We start from the raw sequence: 17,436 nt of genomic DNA on the forward strand, positions 1-17,436 counted from the left end.
ATTAATTCAATGGGGCAAGGTCATTATAGGCAAAAGACGCAATCCCTTATCCAAGGATTGAAAGCTTAATATGTAAAACTGAGTCAACTTGACAGCGTGTCACGTTACTGGTGTGTGCGATACGAGCCGCATAATGCTTCACTCATTTCTATGATTTGCTGATATAGAATGTTCTCTAAAGACCGGAATGAAACCGAGGCCAGAGCAAATGAAATCGGCACATAATCCATATAAAATAACAAAACTCAATTGAGCCTTGCTGGTTTTGCAATACCTTTTCGCACAAAATTAGAATTAAGTGGTGACTAAACTACAGAAGCGGGTTGGCACACAGGCGTCTTTGAAAAAAGACATTGCGAGGGGAATTTGTGCATGCTAGTTATGTGTTATAACAGATAACAAATAACCATTGAGGTGGATCTAATGAAGCGCATACTCCTTTCTTTTTCGGTGGCAACTCTCCTGTGCGGTGCTGCTTATGCTGAAGATATCAAGATTGGTGCTACTGCACCGCTTACCGGCCCGCAGGCGATCTTCGGCACGACGCTTTTCAACGGCACTGATCTTTATTTTGAAGAGCTTAATGCTGCAGGTGGCGTAAACGGTAAAAAGCTGTCTTTAGTTCGACAGGATGATAAGGCCGATCCGAAGGAAGGTACACTTGTTGCTCAGAAATTCTGTGATGATGACAGTATCGTTGCAGTAATCGGACATCTGAACAGTGGTGTTCAGCTTGCAGCGCAGTCAATCTATTCTGATTGCGATATGCCGGAGGCTGTCCTTGGCTCTAACCCGGATATCACCAAGCAAGGTGCTGAAAATATTGTCCGTCCAACTGCAAGCGATTTTGCGCAGGGCGAGCTTTCAGCTGAGTATGCCATTAATAAGCTGGGTGCGAAGAATGCTGTCATCGTCAATGACAAGCAGGCATTTGGTCAGGGCGTATCGGAAATTTTTGCGGATGACTTCAAGAAAAGGGGCGGTGTAATCCAGTCCACTTCGTCGGTTAATCCAACGGATGTTGATTTCACAGCTGTCATTACTCAGCTTAAATCAGCAAAGCCTGATGTGGTTTATATGGGTGCTGTGATGCCTCAGCTTGCTCTCTTTGCAAAGCAGATGCGTGAGCAGGGGCTGGATGCGAAACTATTGGTGCCGGATGGTGCCTTTACACCTGATTTCGTTGCGCAGGCAGGCAAGGAAGCGGCTGCAAATGTTATTTTGACTTTCCCGATTCCACCTGCGGATGCAACGCCTGAACTCGTCTCATTTGGAGAGCGTTACAAGCAGCGCTTTGGTCAGGAAGTTGGGCCTTATTCGATTTACGGCTATGTAAGCGGTCAGATCGTTGCAGAAGCTTTAAAGAATGCTGCCGAGCCAACACGTTCTGATTTGCTCCCTGCTTTGAAGGGTGTTGAGCTGGATACGATGCTTGGTCATGTCAAGTTCACCGATGTTGGTGAGCGCACAGTCGCTCCAATGTATCTTTATGAAATCAAGGACGGCGAATTCAAGATGGTCGGTCAGGCCGGCTGATTAAATTTGTGAACCGGTGGGCTGTGTAAAAAAACAGTCCACCGCCTGATTTCAATGACAATATTTTTAAACGCAAGCGCAACATTTGGCTGCCGCGCGTTTGAATTGCTGTCATCCAAGGCTAATCTCATATGACCAGTCTCATCATTCAACAAACGATCAACGCTCTGACGATCGGTGCTATTTATGCGCTTATCGCCCTCGGATATACGATGGTCTACGGCGTTCTGCGTCTTATCAATTTTGCGCATAGCGAGATGTTCATGCTCGGCGGCTATGTCGCTCTGGTGGCCTTGTCAGCTTTCGCGGTTGCAAGTGGCTTTTCTTACGTGTTCGTAGTCATGCTTGTGATGGCTGTGACATTTGTTGCTGTCGGCTCCGTGGGTGTTATTACCGAACGCGCTGCGTATAAGCCTCTTCGTAACTCAAGCAGACTGGCACCCATGCTCAGTGCGCTGGGCGTTTCGATGGCCCTACAAGCGGCGATGCAGTTGATCGCCGGGCCGCAGCCAATCGCTTTTCCAGCACTTGTTGATCCTGAGCGTTTTGAGATTGCTGGTGCAAGTATCACTTATCTGCAGATCTTTATCGTAACCCTATCGATCGTACTTATGTATGCGTTGCAGTTCCTTATCAATCGCACGCGACTGGGTGTATTGGTGCGAGCTGTTGCGGAAAACCATCACACGGCTGCTCTTCTCGGCGTCAATGTCAACAGAACAATCAGTCTTATTTTCTTCGTTGGCCCCGGTCTTGGTGCCTTGGGCGGCGTTTTATATGGTTCTTATTACGGTCTTGTCAGTCCAACAATGGGTGTTGTTGTCGGTCTGAAAGCATTTACGGCTGCAATTCTTGGCGGCATTGGGTCTATTCCTGGTGCAATGATCGGTGGTTTTGTGCTGGCCTTCCTCGAAGTATTCGGGACTGCATTATTGCCGATTGTGAGCCATGGTGTTCTGGGAACCGAGTATCGCGATATCTTCGCATTTGCTGTTCTGATTGCAGTGCTTCTCTTCCGTCCTGCCGGTCTTCTTGGTGAGAATGTCACTGAGGAATCGGGCGTAACGAAGCGGGAATTTTAACATGAGCGCACAAGAAAACACGCTTGAACGCAGCAGGATCGGTAACTCGGCCCCCAAAAAGCGTCTGAACTATCTAGGCCTGTTATGCATTGCCGTCGCTTTGGGGCTATTGGCCTATATCCCAACATTGCCAAATTATTATCTGCGTATTGCGGATCTGGTGTTGCTTTACATCATTTTGGGCATGGGGCTTAATATTGTCATTGGCTATGTCGGTCTGCTTGATCTGGGCTTTGTCGCATTTTATGCGGTCGGTGCTTATTGCTATGCCTTGCTTTCCAGCAATTACTTTGACATCCACTTACCGTTCTTTGCTGTTCTTGCAGTAGCAGCGGTCGCAGGCGGGTTTACCGGAATATTGCTTGGCATCCCTGTTTTGAGGCTACGCGGCGATTATCTTGCAATCGTCACGCTTGGTTTCGGTGAGATCATCCGCATTCTTCTCAACAATATCGACTGGCTGACAAACGGCCCGCGTGGCATCACAGGTATCGATCGATTGTCGCTGTTTGGCTATCAGATCAGTTCGCCAATGCAGTTCTATTTTCTGCTGCTTGGAATGGCGATTATTACCGGCATCGTCGTGTATCGCCTTGAGCGTTCAATACTCGGCAAAGCCTGGTTTGCCATTCGGGAGGATCAGGATGCCGCTGTCGGAGTTGGAATTGATAAAACCCGTGTCAAACTGATTGCATTTGCAACCAGTGCTGTCATTGGTTCTCTGTGCGGTGTGATCTTTGCGGCGTTTCAGCGTTTTGTAAGCCCTGAAAGCTTCACCCTGAATGAATCCATTCTCGTCGTTCTTGTGATTGTCATAGGCGGTATAGGCAATATTGTCGGCGTTGTTGTCGGGGCTATTGTTCTTGTGGTTATGCCAGAACTTCTTCGTGAATATGCGGAATATCGCATGCTTCTTTTCGGCTTGTTGCTGGTTGGCGTTATCGTGTTGCGTCCACGCGGGATTGTCCCGCAATCTCTGACGCCCGTACGGCTAATTTCTAAATTGGTGTGGAAATAATGCTGGAATTGAAGAATCTCGTTAAACGATTTCAGGCACTCGTCGCGACAAATGATGTCTCAATGACGTTCGAGCCGGGCAAAATTTATGGCATTATTGGCCCTAATGGTGCAGGAAAATCGACATTGATCAATTTGATGTCGGGATCATTTCCACCCACCAGCGGCGAAATTGTGCTGAACGGAACTTCTGTTCAGTCTCTGCCAAAGCACAAGATCAGCGTGGCAGGCATTGCGCGTACTTACCAGAATGTCCGTTTGTTTGATCATCTGACTGCGATTGAAAATCTGGAAGTGTGTTTTTATCCTGCCGATCGTGGTTCCGTCTGGAAGGAAGTTTTCGTTCCCGGTTTCGGCAAGAAGAGAAATAGTGAACGTCGTGATCTTTGTTACGCAATTCTGGAATTGTGCGGCATTGAACAATATGCAGATACACAGGCCAATCTGCTGCCCTATGGCCGTCAGCGTATTCTGGAAATAGCCAGAGCACTTGTCCGCGATCCTTCCGTGCTTTTGCTGGATGAGCCGGCGGCAGGCCTTAATCATCTGGAGACAGCTGATCTAACAGCGCGTTTGCGATCGTTTCTCAAGCCGCATCGCTCCATCATCGTCGTTGAGCATGACATGGATCTTGTAATGTCACTTTGCGACTGGATCTATGTCCTCAATTTCGGAAGTCTTTTGTTCGCCGGAACGCCTGCACAGGTGCAGGCAAGCGAAATCGTGCAGGAAGCTTATTTAGGAACAACCGATGAACTCGACGAAATCAGAGCCCTTGCTCAGGATCGAAAAGCTAACCTCGGGCTACGGGCCAACGCAGATCCTCAACAACATTGATCTGGAAGTCCGTGCCGGGGAAATCGTTGTCGTCGTTGGTCCCAACGGTGCTGGTAAAACGACGCTGCTCAACACGATTTCAGGGCTGACCAATGTTCGTGAGGGGCGTGTTCAGTTCGCTGGCACCGATATTACCCGTATGAATGTTGCACGCATTCCACATCTCGGACTGTCCCATTGTCCTGAAGGGCGCCGCATTCTCACCCGTCTGACGGTAGAGGAAAACCTGATCGCCTCCAATATTGACCGTAAACAGACGTTCGAGGAAAAGCGTGAAGATGTTTACACGCTGTTTCCGATCCTTCGCGAGCGGGCTCAAACCTCTTCACAGCGTCTCTCTGGCGGCCAGCAACAGATGCTCGCTATTGGCCGCTGCCTGATGGCGGAGCCTGATCTGGTGATGCTTGATGAGCCGTCACTTGGGCTAGCACCAAAACTGATAGCCCAGATTTTCCGCATCATTGTCGATCTGGCAAACCGCGGTATTGCCATTTTGCTGGTCGAGCAGAATGTGCGTCTTGCACTGGAGATAGGTGACTATGCCTATCTCTTTGAATCGGGCCGCTGTCGCCTTGAAGGCGGAGCAAAACGGATTGCCGAAGATCCCTCACTTGCCGCTCTTTATCTGGGCGCACATGGACAGGTAGAGCATTGAAGATGACACAAGATCAAATGCATCACTGGCGCAAGATATCCAAAGAGCAAGAGTTCAAAGCAGTCCCGCTCTATGGAGAGACAGTAGCCGATGTGGTTGTTATCGGAGCGGGTTTTACCGGGCTTAATGCTGCGATTGAACTGGCGATATCAGGCGCACGCGTTATCGTACTTGAAGGGGCCGATATTGGTCAGGCTGCTTCAGGGCGCAATAATGGGCAGGTGATCCCACACCATTCCAAAAAGAGCCCAAGCGAATTTGTAGAGTTGCTCGGTAAAAAGCGCGGGGATCTATACAATGAAATGGTGGCGACAGCACCGCTCAGACTGTTTGACCTGATCTCCAGATACAAGATCAAGTGCGATTTGGTCAGCCAGGGCTGGATGCAGGCATGTCATTCGCTTGAAGCGCTGAAACGGGCAGAGATTTTTCATAAGGAATGGAAAGCGCTCGGCTGCAAGGTTGAATGGCTGGATCGCGCGTCGATTGCCGAAAAAGTTGGCGGTGGTGATTTTCTCGGTGGCTGGAAAGCCTTTGATGCCGGTTATCTCAACCCATATGCTTTGACACAGGGGCTGGCGCGGGCTGCGGCGCAGGAAGGCGCGACTATCCATACCCAATCGATGGTTAAGGCAATCGAAAAAGAGGGGAATGGCTGGATTGTAAAAACGGATACAGGTCGTGTCCGCACAGCGAAAGTGCTTGTCGCTGCAAATGCGGTTGCCGGCCATTTCTGGCCTTCACTTCATAAGGCAATGATCCCTGTGCGGGTCTATCAGATTGCCACTGCTCCATTCTCTGCAGATTTACAGAAGAAGGTGCTGCCGGGCCGTGAAGGCGTTTCCGACACAAGCCGCGATATTCGTGCTTTCCGTTACGATTCAACCGGCGCTTTGGCAATGGTCGGTTCTCATACAGTGTGGTTTAACGCAGCCGAGCGGGGAAAGAGCAAGGTGATGCGCCGGCTTACCGCTTTGCTGCCACAGGTTCCGAATGTGCCTGCGGCAGAATATTGGGAAGGCGTTATTGCTGTTGTGCCCGACAAGGTTCCCCGCCTGATGGAACTTGCACCGGGTGTAATTTTTGCTGGCATATATTCCGGGCGCGGAATTGCGATGAGCACAGTCTGGGGTCGCAATGCGGCACAGATTCTCACAGGCCGTCTTAGCGACAGTGCGATGCCAATGCCGGTCAGTGGTCTCAAGACCGTGGCCGGTCACGGGGTTGGTGTGCAAGTGGCCCGGTTCATTCATCCCTGGCACCGATTGCAGGATCGACTGGACAAGCGTGATTGAAAACCAGCGCTGCGCATCGAAAAAATTCAAAAATTACTTGGTAGAGTTGATATGAAAAACGGACCATCCATAGACGAACAGCTGGAAATATACCGGCGTATGATTATCACCCGCAGGCTTGAAGAGCGTCTGGGTGATCTTAATAAGGCCGGTAAGACACGCGGCCCTATTCATCGTTGTGACGGTCAGGAAGCGGTTGGTGTTGCAGCAACTGCTATGCTTACCGACAATGATTTTATTACCAGTACACATCGTGGTCACGCGCATTATGTCGGCAAAGGTCTTGATGTTTATAAAATCCTTGCGGAAATCCTTGGCCGTGAAACCGGTTACTGTAAGGGCCGTGCCGGACATATGCTTGTCGCGGACGTCTCGCGCGGCATGATTGGTGGTAATGCTATTGTCGGTGCCAGTATTCCTGCTGCGACCGGTATGGCGCTGTCCATGCAGGTTCAGGGCCGCAAGGATGTGGCGATGTGTTTCTTTGGTGATGGCGCTTCGCATACAGGTATTGCGCATGAATCGATGAACATGGCTTCCCTGTGGAAATTGCCAGTTGTTTTTGTGCTTGAGCACAATCAATTCGGCCTGACCGTGCATCATTCGGTTCAGTCAGCAGTCTCTGATCTTAGTCTTCGCGGCGCAGGATATGCTATTCCCAGTGAGATCGTTGATGGAAACGATGCGGTTGCGGTCTATCGTGCTGTGTCGAAAGCCGTTGATCGGGCGCGCCGTGGTGAAGGCCCAACACTGATTGAAGCAAAAACCTATCGTATCGAAGGTTTTTCGACATCCGACATGGGTGGCTATCAGTCCGATGAAGACATCAAGGCATGGAAAAAGCATGATCCTATCAAGATCAGTTTTGATGCGCTTAAGGGCGAAGTGGGCGAAGACAAGCTCATTGCAATCGATAAAGAAGCTACGGCTGAAGTTGAAGCGGCCGTTGAAAAAGCGCTTTCTGATCCATATCCAACATTTGAATTGCATCCGGCCAGTGCGGCCTATTCGGAGGCACGTTAATGGCTAAGTTACGTTACGCAGAAGCACTGAATGCAGCATTGCGTGAAGAAATGCAACGCGACCCTAGCGTCTTTCTGTTCGGTGAAGATATTGCCCGTTATGGTGGCGTTTTCAAAGTCACCCGCGGGCTGATGGAAGAGTTTGGTGAATCGCGCGTGCGCGACACTCCCATCTCCGAGCAGGCTCTGGCGGCTATGGCCGTCACTGCTGCAATGACTGGAACACGTCCTGTACTTGAAATCATGTATGCTGATTTCATGCCACTCGTACTTGATGCCCTGATCAATCAGGCATCTATCTACGAGTATATCTGGGCTGATCAGGTGCAAATGCCATTTGTGCTGCGTACACAAGGTGGTGGCGGTGCCGGAGCTGGTGCGCAGCACTCCAAGAGTCTTGATGTGCTCGTTGCACATATTCCAGGTATTAAAGTGGTGGCACCGGTCACGCCTGCAGATGCAAAAGGACTGCTGAAAGCAGCAATCCGTGATCAGCAGCCGGTCGTGTTTCTTGAGCACAAGCTCCTTTATAATCTGCGTGACGAAGTGCCGGATGATGTTGATTTTGTCGTCGAGATTGGCAAGGCGCGTACCGTTGTTGAAGGCACTGATGTGTCCATTTTTGCCACTTCACGCATGGTGCTGGAAAGCCAGAAAGCAGCAGAATTGCTTGCTGCAGATGGTATCAAGGCTGAAGTCATTGATCTGCGCACATTGCGCCCGCTGGACCTTAATTCGATCAAGGCATCGATTGCCAAGACCAATCATGCTGTGGTCGTGAATGAAGGATGGCGTTTCTGTGGCTATGCCGCTGAAATTTCAGCAACAATCATGGATCATGCTTTTGATGATCTTGATGCGCCGGTGCAACGCGTCACGCTGCCGGACTTACCTGTTCCATACAGTGAGCCGCTGGAAATGTCTGTTCTGCCAAATGCAGCCAAGATTGCCGATGCGGCACGCAAGGCTCTTGCCTGAAGGAGGCGGTCATGACTGATATTGTCGTAACGGGCGCTGGCGGCGAATATATGGAAGCCGTCGTGGTCGTGGAATGGCTGGCTAAGGTCGGGGATGCCGTCAAAGCCGGTGATGTTGTTGTTATTGTTGAAACAGCAAAGGCCGCCACAGAAATCGAAGCGCCAGCTTCCGGTATTCTGACCGAAATTCGCGCTGAAATTGGTACGGAAATCGAAATTGGTGGTTTGCTTGGCATTATTGGTTCAAGCGATGACAAGCCTGTTACTGCCGCGCAGACGAAAACGCCCGCTGCTATCTCAACGCAGCCTGTCGAGGTCGTGGAAAAGCCCATCCTGAAGTATCGCGACCGGATTATCGCGTCTCCGCTGGCCCGACGTTTGGCAGCAGAAAAAGGCATTGATCTCAAGACTGTCAATGCCTCAAGTCCAAGTGGTCGTATCAAGGTTCGCGACATTGAAAAGCTGCTGAAACAGGCAGACGCCGCAGCAACTGTCACCAGCCAGAGCGCTGCATCTGAATTAAAGCCGCTTATCCAGTCTGCAAATGGTCTCCATATCCAGCGCAGGGCTGGCGAGGGAATACCGATCGTGTTTCTGCATGGTTTTGGTTCAGACTCGCTGTCATGGCGTTCCGTATTGGGAGCTTTGCGTTCGCGTAATACGACGCTCAGCATTGACTTGCCTTCTCATGGCCGTTCGCCATTATTGCCGGTCAATGATGTCAGGCAACTTGCAGGAGTTATCGTAACGGCGCTTGAAAATGCCGGTCTGGAACAGGTGCATCTGGTCGGCCATTCTCTTGGTGGCGCTACCGCACTGGCTATCGCTGAGGCTGGCAGCATTGATATTCGTTCCCTTACTCTCATTTCGCCGGCAGGTCTGGGCGCTGACATCAATGGAGCATTTATTGATGGTTTCGCTCGCGCCTCACGCAAGGAAAGCCTCGAACCCTGGCTGCGGCAACTTGTTGCCGACAAAGCCCTTATCAGCCCGGCTTTTGTTGCTGCCACCATGCAGCAGCGTGAGAATGTTGATCTGCGCAATGCTCAGGCTGATTTGGCTCAAAGACTGTTCCCTGATGGTACGCAAGCGTCCGATTTTTCGGATGTACTTACACGCCTCACAATCCCGCAAAGAATTATCTGGGGTCACCAGGATCAGATTATTCCATGGAAACATGCGCTGGGTGGACCCGGTAAGGCAGGTCTGCATCTGCTCCCCAATATTGGTCACATGCCTCAATTTGAGGCGGCTGAACAGGTGGCAAATATTATTGATGAAATCGTGAGAACTGCATCATGACTACGCGCATTTTACTCATTGGCTGTGGCAATATGGGATTTGCGATGCTTAAGGGCTGGCTCTCAAGCGATATGGCGGTTGAGGCACATGTCGTTGAGCCCGTTGCAGAGCTTCGTAACAGGGCGGCAGAGCTGGGTGCATCTGTTTCAATGGACGCGCACGGTGTTCCTGATGGTTTTAATCCGCAAGCTGTTATCATTGCGGTAAAACCACAGGTGATCGAGGCTGTTCTGCCCGACTATCGTTTTCTCGCAAGCAGGGCTTTAGAAAAAGGCGAGCGCACATTATTTATTTCGGTTGCTGCGGGAATAAGTATCTCTGCGATTACAAACCTGCTTGGTGAAGATGCAGCTGTTATTCGCTGCATGCCAAACACTCCCGCTGCCATCGGGGCGGGAATGATGGTGTGCTGTGCCAATCATGCTGTAACTGCCAAACAGTGCGATCTGAGCGTCAGCCTGTTACAATTGAGTGGTAAAGTGGCTTTCATCTCTGATGAAAGCCAGATGGATGCAGTCACAGCGGTTTCCGGATCCGGGCCGGCATATCTGTTTCACTTCATTGAAGCCTTGTCGCTGGCTGGCAAGAAGGCCGGCCTGCCTGAAGAGTTTGCCGCGGAATTGGCTTTGCAGACAGTTTATGGGGCTGCACGTCTGGCGCATGAAAGCAAAGATACCCCAACGACTTTACGCCAGCAGGTAACAAGTCCGAACGGCACAACGGCTGCGGCTCTTGAAATATTCATGGGCCAGTCAGAGCTTGTCAATCTGGTTGCAGACGCCGTTGCCGCCGCCGCCGCCCGATCCGTGGCTTTAGGAAAGGCTTAGACAGGTATGGCCAGGCCAAGAGCGGTAATCAGTGGTGCTACAAGTGGAATAGGTCGAGCCATTGCCTTGCGGTTGGCAGAGGATGGTTATGATGTCCTGGCGCTTGGCACCAATCCTGTCCGGTTGAAAGAGCTGGAAACAGTTGACGGGGTCGATACACGCGCACTTGATATTACGGATGCGGCTAGCGTTTCGGCTGTTCTGGGCGAAACGGTCGCGGATGTGTTTGTTCATGCCGCAGGTGTGCTTGGTGCTGCGGACAAATTATACGAGATGACGCCGGAAACTGCGGCAGAAATTCTCAATGTTAATGTCATTGGCACTATTAATCTTCTTCGCGCACTTGTGCCCGCTATGGTGGAAAAACAAGGTGGCTATGTCATTTTGCTTGGTTCTGTAGCCGGTAAAATACCCGGCAATGGACCGACACTCTATAGTGCCAGCAAAGCTGCGGTGAGCGCACTTTCTGCCGGATTACGCAATGATCTGCATGGTAGCGGTGTGCGCGTAACCGAAATATTGCCGGGCAGAGTGAGGACAGGCATGCATCAGCAACTCGCCAAGGGCGATTTTTATGATGGTTATGAATGTCTTCAACCAGAAGATATAGCAACAACTGTTGCGCATCTTATATCTTTGCCGGTGAATGTTGATGTCAGCCAGATGGAAATATTGCCGACCGATCAGGTTTTGGGCGGATCGCTTTTTTGGTCGCGCAAGACTTCAGAAGATTAAGAAATAAAGGGGACAAGGATGACATCCATATATTTCCGGTTCGAGGGTCAGGATCATGAGATTGAGCTGGCTACTGAACACTCACCCCTGGCGATAGGCAAGCTGCTGGCTTCCATGCCGTCGAGTGTTGATATTCATTGCGCAAAGATTGCCGGGCAGCATATTTTCTGGCACGCGCCTTTTCTTGCAGATGTTGAAAAAGCGACTGATATTCTGACCTTGCCGGCCGGGACATTTCTATATTGGCCAGAGCGACAGTTTCTTGAGCTGATTTATGGTGATTTACAGGCTGAAAAAGCTCAGGTTTCTGTACTTGGCCGCCTGACAGGTGATATTGAGTGGCTACGTGAGATGGGACGGCGTGTGGTCGAAGACCATGGCAAACAAATCATCCGGGCTGAGCTAATTCCGACGGAAGAAGCAAAAGCTTTGGCAACAGCTGAAGATGCAGCCGTATCCGAGGGGCTTTCCATTCTTCGTGCAGCACGCCAGGATGTTTGGGAAAAAGAACCTGAAGATGTAGCAGTTTTGTTAAATCGGTCCGGTATGATGCTGCCTTATGGACCGCTTGCCATGGCTGAAGGTGAATTGCGTAAGCTCCATGAATTGCTGTGGCGTTTGCGTAGTGGCACAACTTATTATGCTGGCGAACAGAAATCCGATCTGGCAATTTTCCTGATTGATGCTTTCGTAGCGCGAATCGATGGGTTCTGTGGCATGGTTGGTTGTGGCGCCATTCTTGAGAATGCTTGCCAGCTTTTGCGGGATGAACCTGAATATCAGGCTGAAATTTTGGATGAACTTGTCCTGTACACCGGTCGGGTAGCTGCCTGGCTCGACCTTTACATACCGTGGAACAGCCTCAATGAAGTTGTTCTTCAGACATTGGAACTACAGGGCTTGCGTGGGGCGCATTCTAGATGACCGACTATATGTTGGAAACAATTGAACGGAATGAAACTCTTTCTGACCGGGTGAAGGTGTCTTTGCGAAAAGCATTGATCGAAGGGACATTCGAACCAGGTTCAAGGATCAAGATAAGAGATATCGCTCATGCGTTGGGTGTCAGTCCGACACCTGCGCGTGAAGCACTGATGACGCTGATTGCGGAAGGTGCTTTGATAGAGGATTCCAACAAGACTGCGATTGTTCCAGCATTGACCCGCGAGAGTCTGCTTGAAATTACCGAGTTGCGTGTTTCGCTTGAGCGTACAGCTGCCCGAATAGTTGTGCCGTTACTGGATGATGCGTCTCTTAAGGAGATTGAGCACTTCAATATGCGCATTGTAAAAGCCTCTGAGACTGACGACATGAAGCGCGGTCTGGAGGAGAATGCGAATTTTCACTTCGCAATTTACAGACTGACGCAAATGCCGATGTTGCTGAAGATGATTGAAACGGTCTGGCTGCGTTCAGGTGCTTATCTCAATCTCGCCTATCCTGCTTTCGCAAATTTGAATACTTCGCATAGCAAGCATCGTGTAATTATCGATGCATTGCGCTCGCGTGACGTCGATGCATTGGAGCAGGCGATTGAGGACGATATCCGTACGTCCGCGCATCATTTGTTCAAAAGTTTGGACAAGCACTTGTCAGACAATGTCTGAGAATTGCGCTGACCCTAAGCCCTTTTCACAGGTTGAAAGCATATCATGACTGATCTGACCAATAATGCCGCTGCAAGCAGAACCGTTGACGTGATAGTTGTTGGCTCCGGTTCCGCCGCTTTAAGTGCTGCTTTGACGTCAGCCCGGTCTGGACTGCAAGTTGTGATATTGGAAAAGAGTGCGCTGATTGGCGGAACCAGTGCGATGTCAGGGGCAGGAACCTGGATACCAGCCAATCATCATGCAACTGCTGCCGGTATCAAGGACAGCAAAGAAAATGCTCTGGCCTATTTGCGTGCGACAGCTCCCGAAGGGTGGGGGCAGACCGATGATCATCTGTGGCAGGCATTTGTCGATGCAGCGCCTGAAATGCTGAAATTTCTTGAGGCTAATTCACCATTGCGCTTTGAGATTATCGCCGAACCCGATCCATTTACGGAAGCTCCCGGTGGTGTACAATATGGCCGAATGCTGTCACCACGGGCATTGAGCCGAAACATTGTCGGAAAATGGGCTAATCGTATCCGTCGTTCAACAATGCCGCATTTGTTTTCTTATAAAGAGGCCGTCGACAGTGATTTTTATGGCGCTCCGGTGCGCTCGGCACTGCGTTTGGGACCAACACTTATCCGCCGTTATTTTAACAATGAAGCAGGGCAAGGATCAGCCCTTATAACAGGCCTCCTTAAAGGTTGTCTGGATGCAGGCTGTGAAGTTTTGGCGTCCAGTCCTGTCACTGATCTTATTATTGAAAAAGATGACCGCGTTGCGGGTGTTGTTTTCCAGCATGATGGAAAACATGACGCTTTGCAGACGCGTAAAGGGGTTGTTCTGGCAACAGGCGGATTTGAATGGGACGAAGCAATGCTCCGCCAGTATTTTCCTGGTGCGATGGATCGTCTTGGCAGCCCAAGCACCAACACAGGCGACGGTCACAAGCTTGCATTGAAAGCTGGTGCTCGCCTTGAACATATGGATCAGGCTAATGTCTATCCAACTATTCCGACGATCTATGAAGGAAAACTTCAGGGCTTGCCGATTACGTTTCAGATTTCACCCCATGCAATAGTTGTTAATCGTCATGGAAAACGTTTCGCCAGCGAATATGATTTCAATCTTGGCGAGATTCTTGACTATCGGGATCCTGAAACGGGAGAGGCAATCAACCTGCCGGCTTGGCTTATAGCTGACACTCGCTTCATACAGGCATCTGCACCGTTTCGCCGTTTCGCCTCCAAACAACCCGGCTGGATCAAGACTGCTGCCAGCCTGGATGATCTCGCAGCAAAGATAGGTATAGATCAGACAAGCTTGAAAGAAACAGTTCAGGCATTTAATCGTTATTCCAGGAACGGAAAAGACGAGGAGTTTCAGCGCGGTGATAATGCTTGGGAGCGCTATAAATCCGGGGCGGAAGACGCCACCGCAGGCAATCCTGCACTGGGAGGCATTGAGAAGGGGCCTTTCGTTGCAATGAGTTTCAATCGTTCGATCCTTGGAACCAAAGGTGGGGCCAAGACGAATGAGAAGGGACAGGTTTTGCGTGAAAATGGCACGCCTATATCTGGTTTATATTGTGCTGGCTTAACGATGGCTAATCCGATTGGCACACGGGCTATAGGACCGGGAACGACAATTGGTCCGTGCCTGACATGGGGTTACATTTGTGGCCGTTCTTTATCGGAATCATGAGACGATAATTTCGCCAGAGATAATGCCATTCAATACTATTTTTGATTGGCATCGAGATTGGACTTCCCCTTCAAAAATGGAGGGATTCTGTTAGAAGGAACTGACAGAAGACCTAGAATTTAAGCAGGACGCAAAAACGATCCAGTGAATCGTTTTTCCTGCGTAACGCAACGGCTTTCTTCGCTCGAGTTGATGCGGAGAAGGTTCATATGTCTCTGTCACGGCTCTGTGCTTTCGCAGGTGTCAGCATCAGTGGTTATAATAGTTGCAAGCATCGTTAACCTAGCCGCCGCCAGCTTGATGGAATGATTATTCTGGCCCCCATTCGCAATCAGTTTGCCCCAAATTTACATTGTCGCGTGAAACCTATGGTAGTCCTCGTATGCATGTTGAACTGAACGAAGAAGGCATTCGGGCAGGTCGTCACCGCGCAGTGCGATTGAGCGGCAAGAAAATATTTGAAGGCCCGGCAGAAGGCGCATTTCAAGCGCACGACAGACAGTAATCATTGTGAACCTATCGTGCCCAATCTTCTGGATCAGAATTTCAGTTGTGAAGAACCCAAACAGAAATGGGTTTCGATATCAGTTATATCTGGACAGCAGAAGGCTGGCTGTATCTGGCAATTGTTGTCGATCTTGATTCGCGTCGCATCATCTCTCAAAGCTAAAGCCGAAAGAGCTAATCATCCTTACTTGGCTTACCCTATGCAACTCCGTCCAGAGCCGGGCAGGCCAAGTACTAATCCGTGAACAGAGGGCGATATTGGACAAGTAAAGGGGATTATTCTGTTCCGAGTGAAAGGCAACCGCATGTCTGACTGGTTCACGCAGACAGGATCACCGCATCTGACATCCCACTCGGTGCGCAAGGGTCTTGCAACAGACCAGGAACACAACGAGGCGACTGATAATATGCTGGAAGCCATGTTTGGCTGGAAGGATGCCAAGACATCTAAAATTTTTACCCGAAGCGCTGAACGTGCTCGGTTGGCGAGACAAGCAATACACGAATAAATTGGGATGGGATCGGACAGAAGCTATTGGCTGTAGGGGGAGGACAGAGAGTGAACGAATTGCCACACTTTTTTGAATAAACAAGATAAAACAATGCTTTGGGAGAATAATATAAGTAGGATGGAGGCCTCACCCGGAATCGAACCGGGGTGCAAGGATTTGCAGTCCTCTGCGTAACCACTCCGCCATGAGGCCTTGTAAAGCGCCCGATCAAATCATCCAGCACGCTCTTGATGAGTTCCAATATTGATCCTTATACACTTCGTCAAGCGTTTAGCAGCATTTATCATAGTTTTTCCAATACCTTCTGATTATAGGCTCAGAAGAGCACTATTCGTTTGGCTCGCGGTCTGAAGGCGTTTGCGGACGCGTAAGATTACCTTTGGAGAAAGTATAGCCTGTTTCCACTGCTTTGCGTCCAAATTGATTTCGCAAACGGTCTATCGCATTCTCCGCAATTGCGCGTTTTGTAGCTTGAGCATCAACCAGATCAGGGGGATCAGCAAGATCATCTGTGGACAGCTCACTCACGCCGATACCCAGCAGACGGAACTTTGTTCCATCCAGTTCTTTTTCTAACAGCTGGAGTCCCGTACGGAAAATACGATCTGCAAGCTGCGTTGGGTCCGTGAGTTGACGATTGCGAGTACGTAATTTGAAATCACGCGTCTTGAGTTTGAGTATGATTGTGCGACCTGCAATGTCAGATGTTTTCAAGCGTCGTGAAACTTTCTCCGACAAGGCACGCAGTACCGGAACCAGATCGTCTGCTTTTGACAGATCTTCATTAAAGGTGGTTTCAGCTGAAATACTTTTCATATCATGCTCAGGTTCAACTTTACGGCTGTCCTGTCCGCGTGAAAGTCGAAAGAGCCGCTGCCCCATGATGCCATAAGCCTTCATTAAAGAGCTCTCATCCATAGTCTGCAACTGACCGATTGTACGGATGCCATCGCTTTCCAGCTTTGCATTAAAAGATTTTCCCACTCCCCAGAGCATACTAACTGGCTTATTGCGAAGAAAATCCAGAGCTTCGGCCTCTCCTATGACCGAAAAACCGCGTGGCTTTTGAAGGTCAGAGGCGACCTTGGCGAGATATTTGCAATAGGAAAGTCCGACAGAAATGCTGATGCCTATTTCGGCTTCCACGCGTTTGGCAAAGCCAGCGAGAACCCGCGCGGCAGGAGCACGATGCAGCCGTTCTGTACCATTAAGATCCAGAAATGCTTCATCAATTGAGATAGGCTCAACAAGTGGGGTAAGATCATGCATCAATTGGCGCACTTCACGCCCCACACGAACATATTTCTCCATATCTGGTTTGATAATTATGGCCTGAGGGCAAAGCTCCAGAGCCTTGAACATCGGCATGGCAGAACGCACGCCATAAATGCGTGCAATATAGCAGGCTGTCGAAACTACGCCACGTGTACCACCGCCAATGATCACAGGCATATCGCGAATAGCGGGATTATCCCGCTTTTCAATAGATGCATAAAAAGCATCGCAATCCACATGAGCCAGTGAGAGCCTGTAGAGTTCAGTATGACGTATTAGCCGCGGACTGCCACAGGCATGGCAACGTCGCGTGGTTTCAAGTTTCTGCAGCGATAAACAATCACGACAGAAGCCTTGTTCTGGACTGTTGGCTATCAGTGGATTGACCATGTTAACGTTCGGTTTTGATGAACATAAAAGGAACATCGTCTTATAGCATTAAAATCTGCCGTTGCCACTATTACACAATAGTACTGTCAGTTGTGCACTTGACATTGCCGTGGATATCACCAAGTTTAGCAGTATGAATAATTGTTTCGCTTCCATACTCCATCGGGT

16 protein-coding genes, 1 tRNA gene and 1 pseudogene are annotated in these 17,436 nt (G+C 49.9%); 16 read left to right on the forward strand and 2 right to left on the reverse strand.

The genetic code is table 11. The features are described from left to right. The first annotated feature begins 423 nt into the window (after positions 1 to 423). From FHY56_RS13290 to FHY56_RS13365, 16 genes and pseudogenes are all read left to right on the forward strand, one after another. Positions 424 to 1,536, forward strand: coding sequence for a branched-chain amino acid ABC transporter substrate-binding protein (locus FHY56_RS13290; RefSeq protein ID WP_140905682.1), 1,113 nt, complete (start codon positions 424 to 426; stop codon positions 1,534 to 1,536). A gap of 131 nt (positions 1,537 to 1,667) precedes the next feature. Beyond that, positions 1,668 to 2,618, forward strand: a complete 951-nt coding sequence (locus tag FHY56_RS13295; RefSeq protein ID WP_140905683.1) for a branched-chain amino acid ABC transporter permease — start codon at positions 1,668 to 1,670, stop codon at positions 2,616 to 2,618. A gap of 1 nt (position 2,619) precedes the next feature. Beyond that, positions 2,620 to 3,636 (forward strand): branched-chain amino acid ABC transporter permease, encoded by a 1,017-nt coding sequence (locus FHY56_RS13300; RefSeq protein ID WP_140905684.1) that lies wholly within the window; start codon positions 2,620 to 2,622, stop codon positions 3,634 to 3,636. Beyond that, positions 3,636 to 4,472, forward strand: a complete 837-nt coding sequence (locus tag FHY56_RS13305; protein ID WP_140905685.1) for an ABC transporter ATP-binding protein — start codon at positions 3,636 to 3,638, stop codon at positions 4,470 to 4,472. The genes FHY56_RS13300 and FHY56_RS13305 overlap by 1 nt, the downstream gene beginning before the upstream one ends. Further along, positions 4,387 to 5,127, forward strand: coding sequence for an ABC transporter ATP-binding protein (locus tag FHY56_RS13310; protein ID WP_140905686.1), 741 nt, complete (start codon positions 4,387 to 4,389; stop codon positions 5,125 to 5,127). The genes FHY56_RS13305 and FHY56_RS13310 overlap by 86 nt, the downstream gene beginning before the upstream one ends. A gap of 2 nt (positions 5,128 to 5,129) precedes the next feature. Next, positions 5,130 to 6,422 (forward strand): NAD(P)/FAD-dependent oxidoreductase, encoded by a 1,293-nt coding sequence (locus tag FHY56_RS13315; RefSeq protein ID WP_140905687.1) that lies wholly within the window; start codon positions 5,130 to 5,132, stop codon positions 6,420 to 6,422. 51 nt (positions 6,423 to 6,473) lie between these two features. Next, complete coding sequence (locus FHY56_RS13320) at positions 6,474 to 7,445, forward strand: thiamine pyrophosphate-dependent dehydrogenase E1 component subunit alpha (protein ID WP_140905688.1); 972 nt, start codon at positions 6,474 to 6,476, stop codon at positions 7,443 to 7,445. Continuing rightward, positions 7,445 to 8,422, forward strand: coding sequence for an alpha-ketoacid dehydrogenase subunit beta (locus FHY56_RS13325; protein ID WP_140905689.1), 978 nt, complete (start codon positions 7,445 to 7,447; stop codon positions 8,420 to 8,422). The genes FHY56_RS13320 and FHY56_RS13325 overlap by 1 nt, the downstream gene beginning before the upstream one ends. An 11-nt stretch (positions 8,423 to 8,433) precedes the next feature. Next, positions 8,434 to 9,723 (forward strand): acetoin dehydrogenase dihydrolipoyllysine-residue acetyltransferase subunit, encoded by a 1,290-nt coding sequence (locus FHY56_RS13330; protein WP_140905690.1) that lies wholly within the window; start codon positions 8,434 to 8,436, stop codon positions 9,721 to 9,723. Next, the gene (proC, locus tag FHY56_RS13335; protein ID WP_140905691.1) at positions 9,720 to 10,550 is read left to right on the forward strand and encodes a pyrroline-5-carboxylate reductase; all 831 of its coding nucleotides are present in this window, start codon (positions 9,720 to 9,722) and stop codon (positions 10,548 to 10,550) included. The genes FHY56_RS13330 and proC overlap by 4 nt, the downstream gene beginning before the upstream one ends. A gap of 6 nt (positions 10,551 to 10,556) precedes the next feature. Continuing rightward, the gene (locus tag FHY56_RS13340) at positions 10,557 to 11,285 is read left to right on the forward strand and encodes an SDR family oxidoreductase (protein ID WP_140905692.1); all 729 of its coding nucleotides are present in this window, start codon (positions 10,557 to 10,559) and stop codon (positions 11,283 to 11,285) included. A gap of 18 nt (positions 11,286 to 11,303) precedes the next feature. Further along, positions 11,304 to 12,209, forward strand: a complete 906-nt coding sequence (locus tag FHY56_RS13345) for a hypothetical protein (protein ID WP_140905693.1) — start codon at positions 11,304 to 11,306, stop codon at positions 12,207 to 12,209. Then, entirely contained in the window at positions 12,206 to 12,892 is a 687-nt protein-coding gene (locus tag FHY56_RS13350) for a GntR family transcriptional regulator (RefSeq protein WP_140905694.1), read from the forward strand. Before FHY56_RS13345 ends, FHY56_RS13350 begins: the two co-directional genes overlap by 4 nt. A gap of 45 nt (positions 12,893 to 12,937) precedes the next feature. Then, complete coding sequence (locus FHY56_RS13355) at positions 12,938 to 14,584, forward strand: FAD-dependent oxidoreductase (protein ID WP_140905695.1); 1,647 nt, start codon at positions 12,938 to 12,940, stop codon at positions 14,582 to 14,584. Between the two features lie 179 nt (positions 14,585 to 14,763). After that, positions 14,764 to 15,242, forward strand: a pseudogene (locus FHY56_RS13360) (IS3 family transposase); the annotation flags it as partial. 154 nt (positions 15,243 to 15,396) lie between these two features. Next, the gene (locus FHY56_RS13365; RefSeq protein WP_140905696.1) at positions 15,397 to 15,600 is read left to right on the forward strand and encodes a hypothetical protein; all 204 of its coding nucleotides are present in this window, start codon (positions 15,397 to 15,399) and stop codon (positions 15,598 to 15,600) included. 121 nt (positions 15,601 to 15,721) lie between these two features. On the opposite strand, the gene FHY56_RS13370 is transcribed toward FHY56_RS13365, so the two are convergent. Further along, a tRNA-Cys gene (locus FHY56_RS13370) sits at positions 15,722 to 15,795 on the reverse strand. A gap of 135 nt (positions 15,796 to 15,930) precedes the next feature. Beyond that, complete coding sequence (locus FHY56_RS13375) at positions 15,931 to 17,268, reverse strand: DNA polymerase IV (RefSeq protein ID WP_140905697.1); 1,338 nt, start codon at positions 17,266 to 17,268, stop codon at positions 15,931 to 15,933. Positions 17,269 to 17,436: the final 168 nt, after the last annotated feature.

The sequence above is a fragment of the Brucella gallinifaecis genome, assembly GCF_006476605.1.
GTDB classification, from domain to species: domain Bacteria; phylum Pseudomonadota; class Alphaproteobacteria; order Rhizobiales; family Rhizobiaceae; genus Brucella; species Brucella gallinifaecis.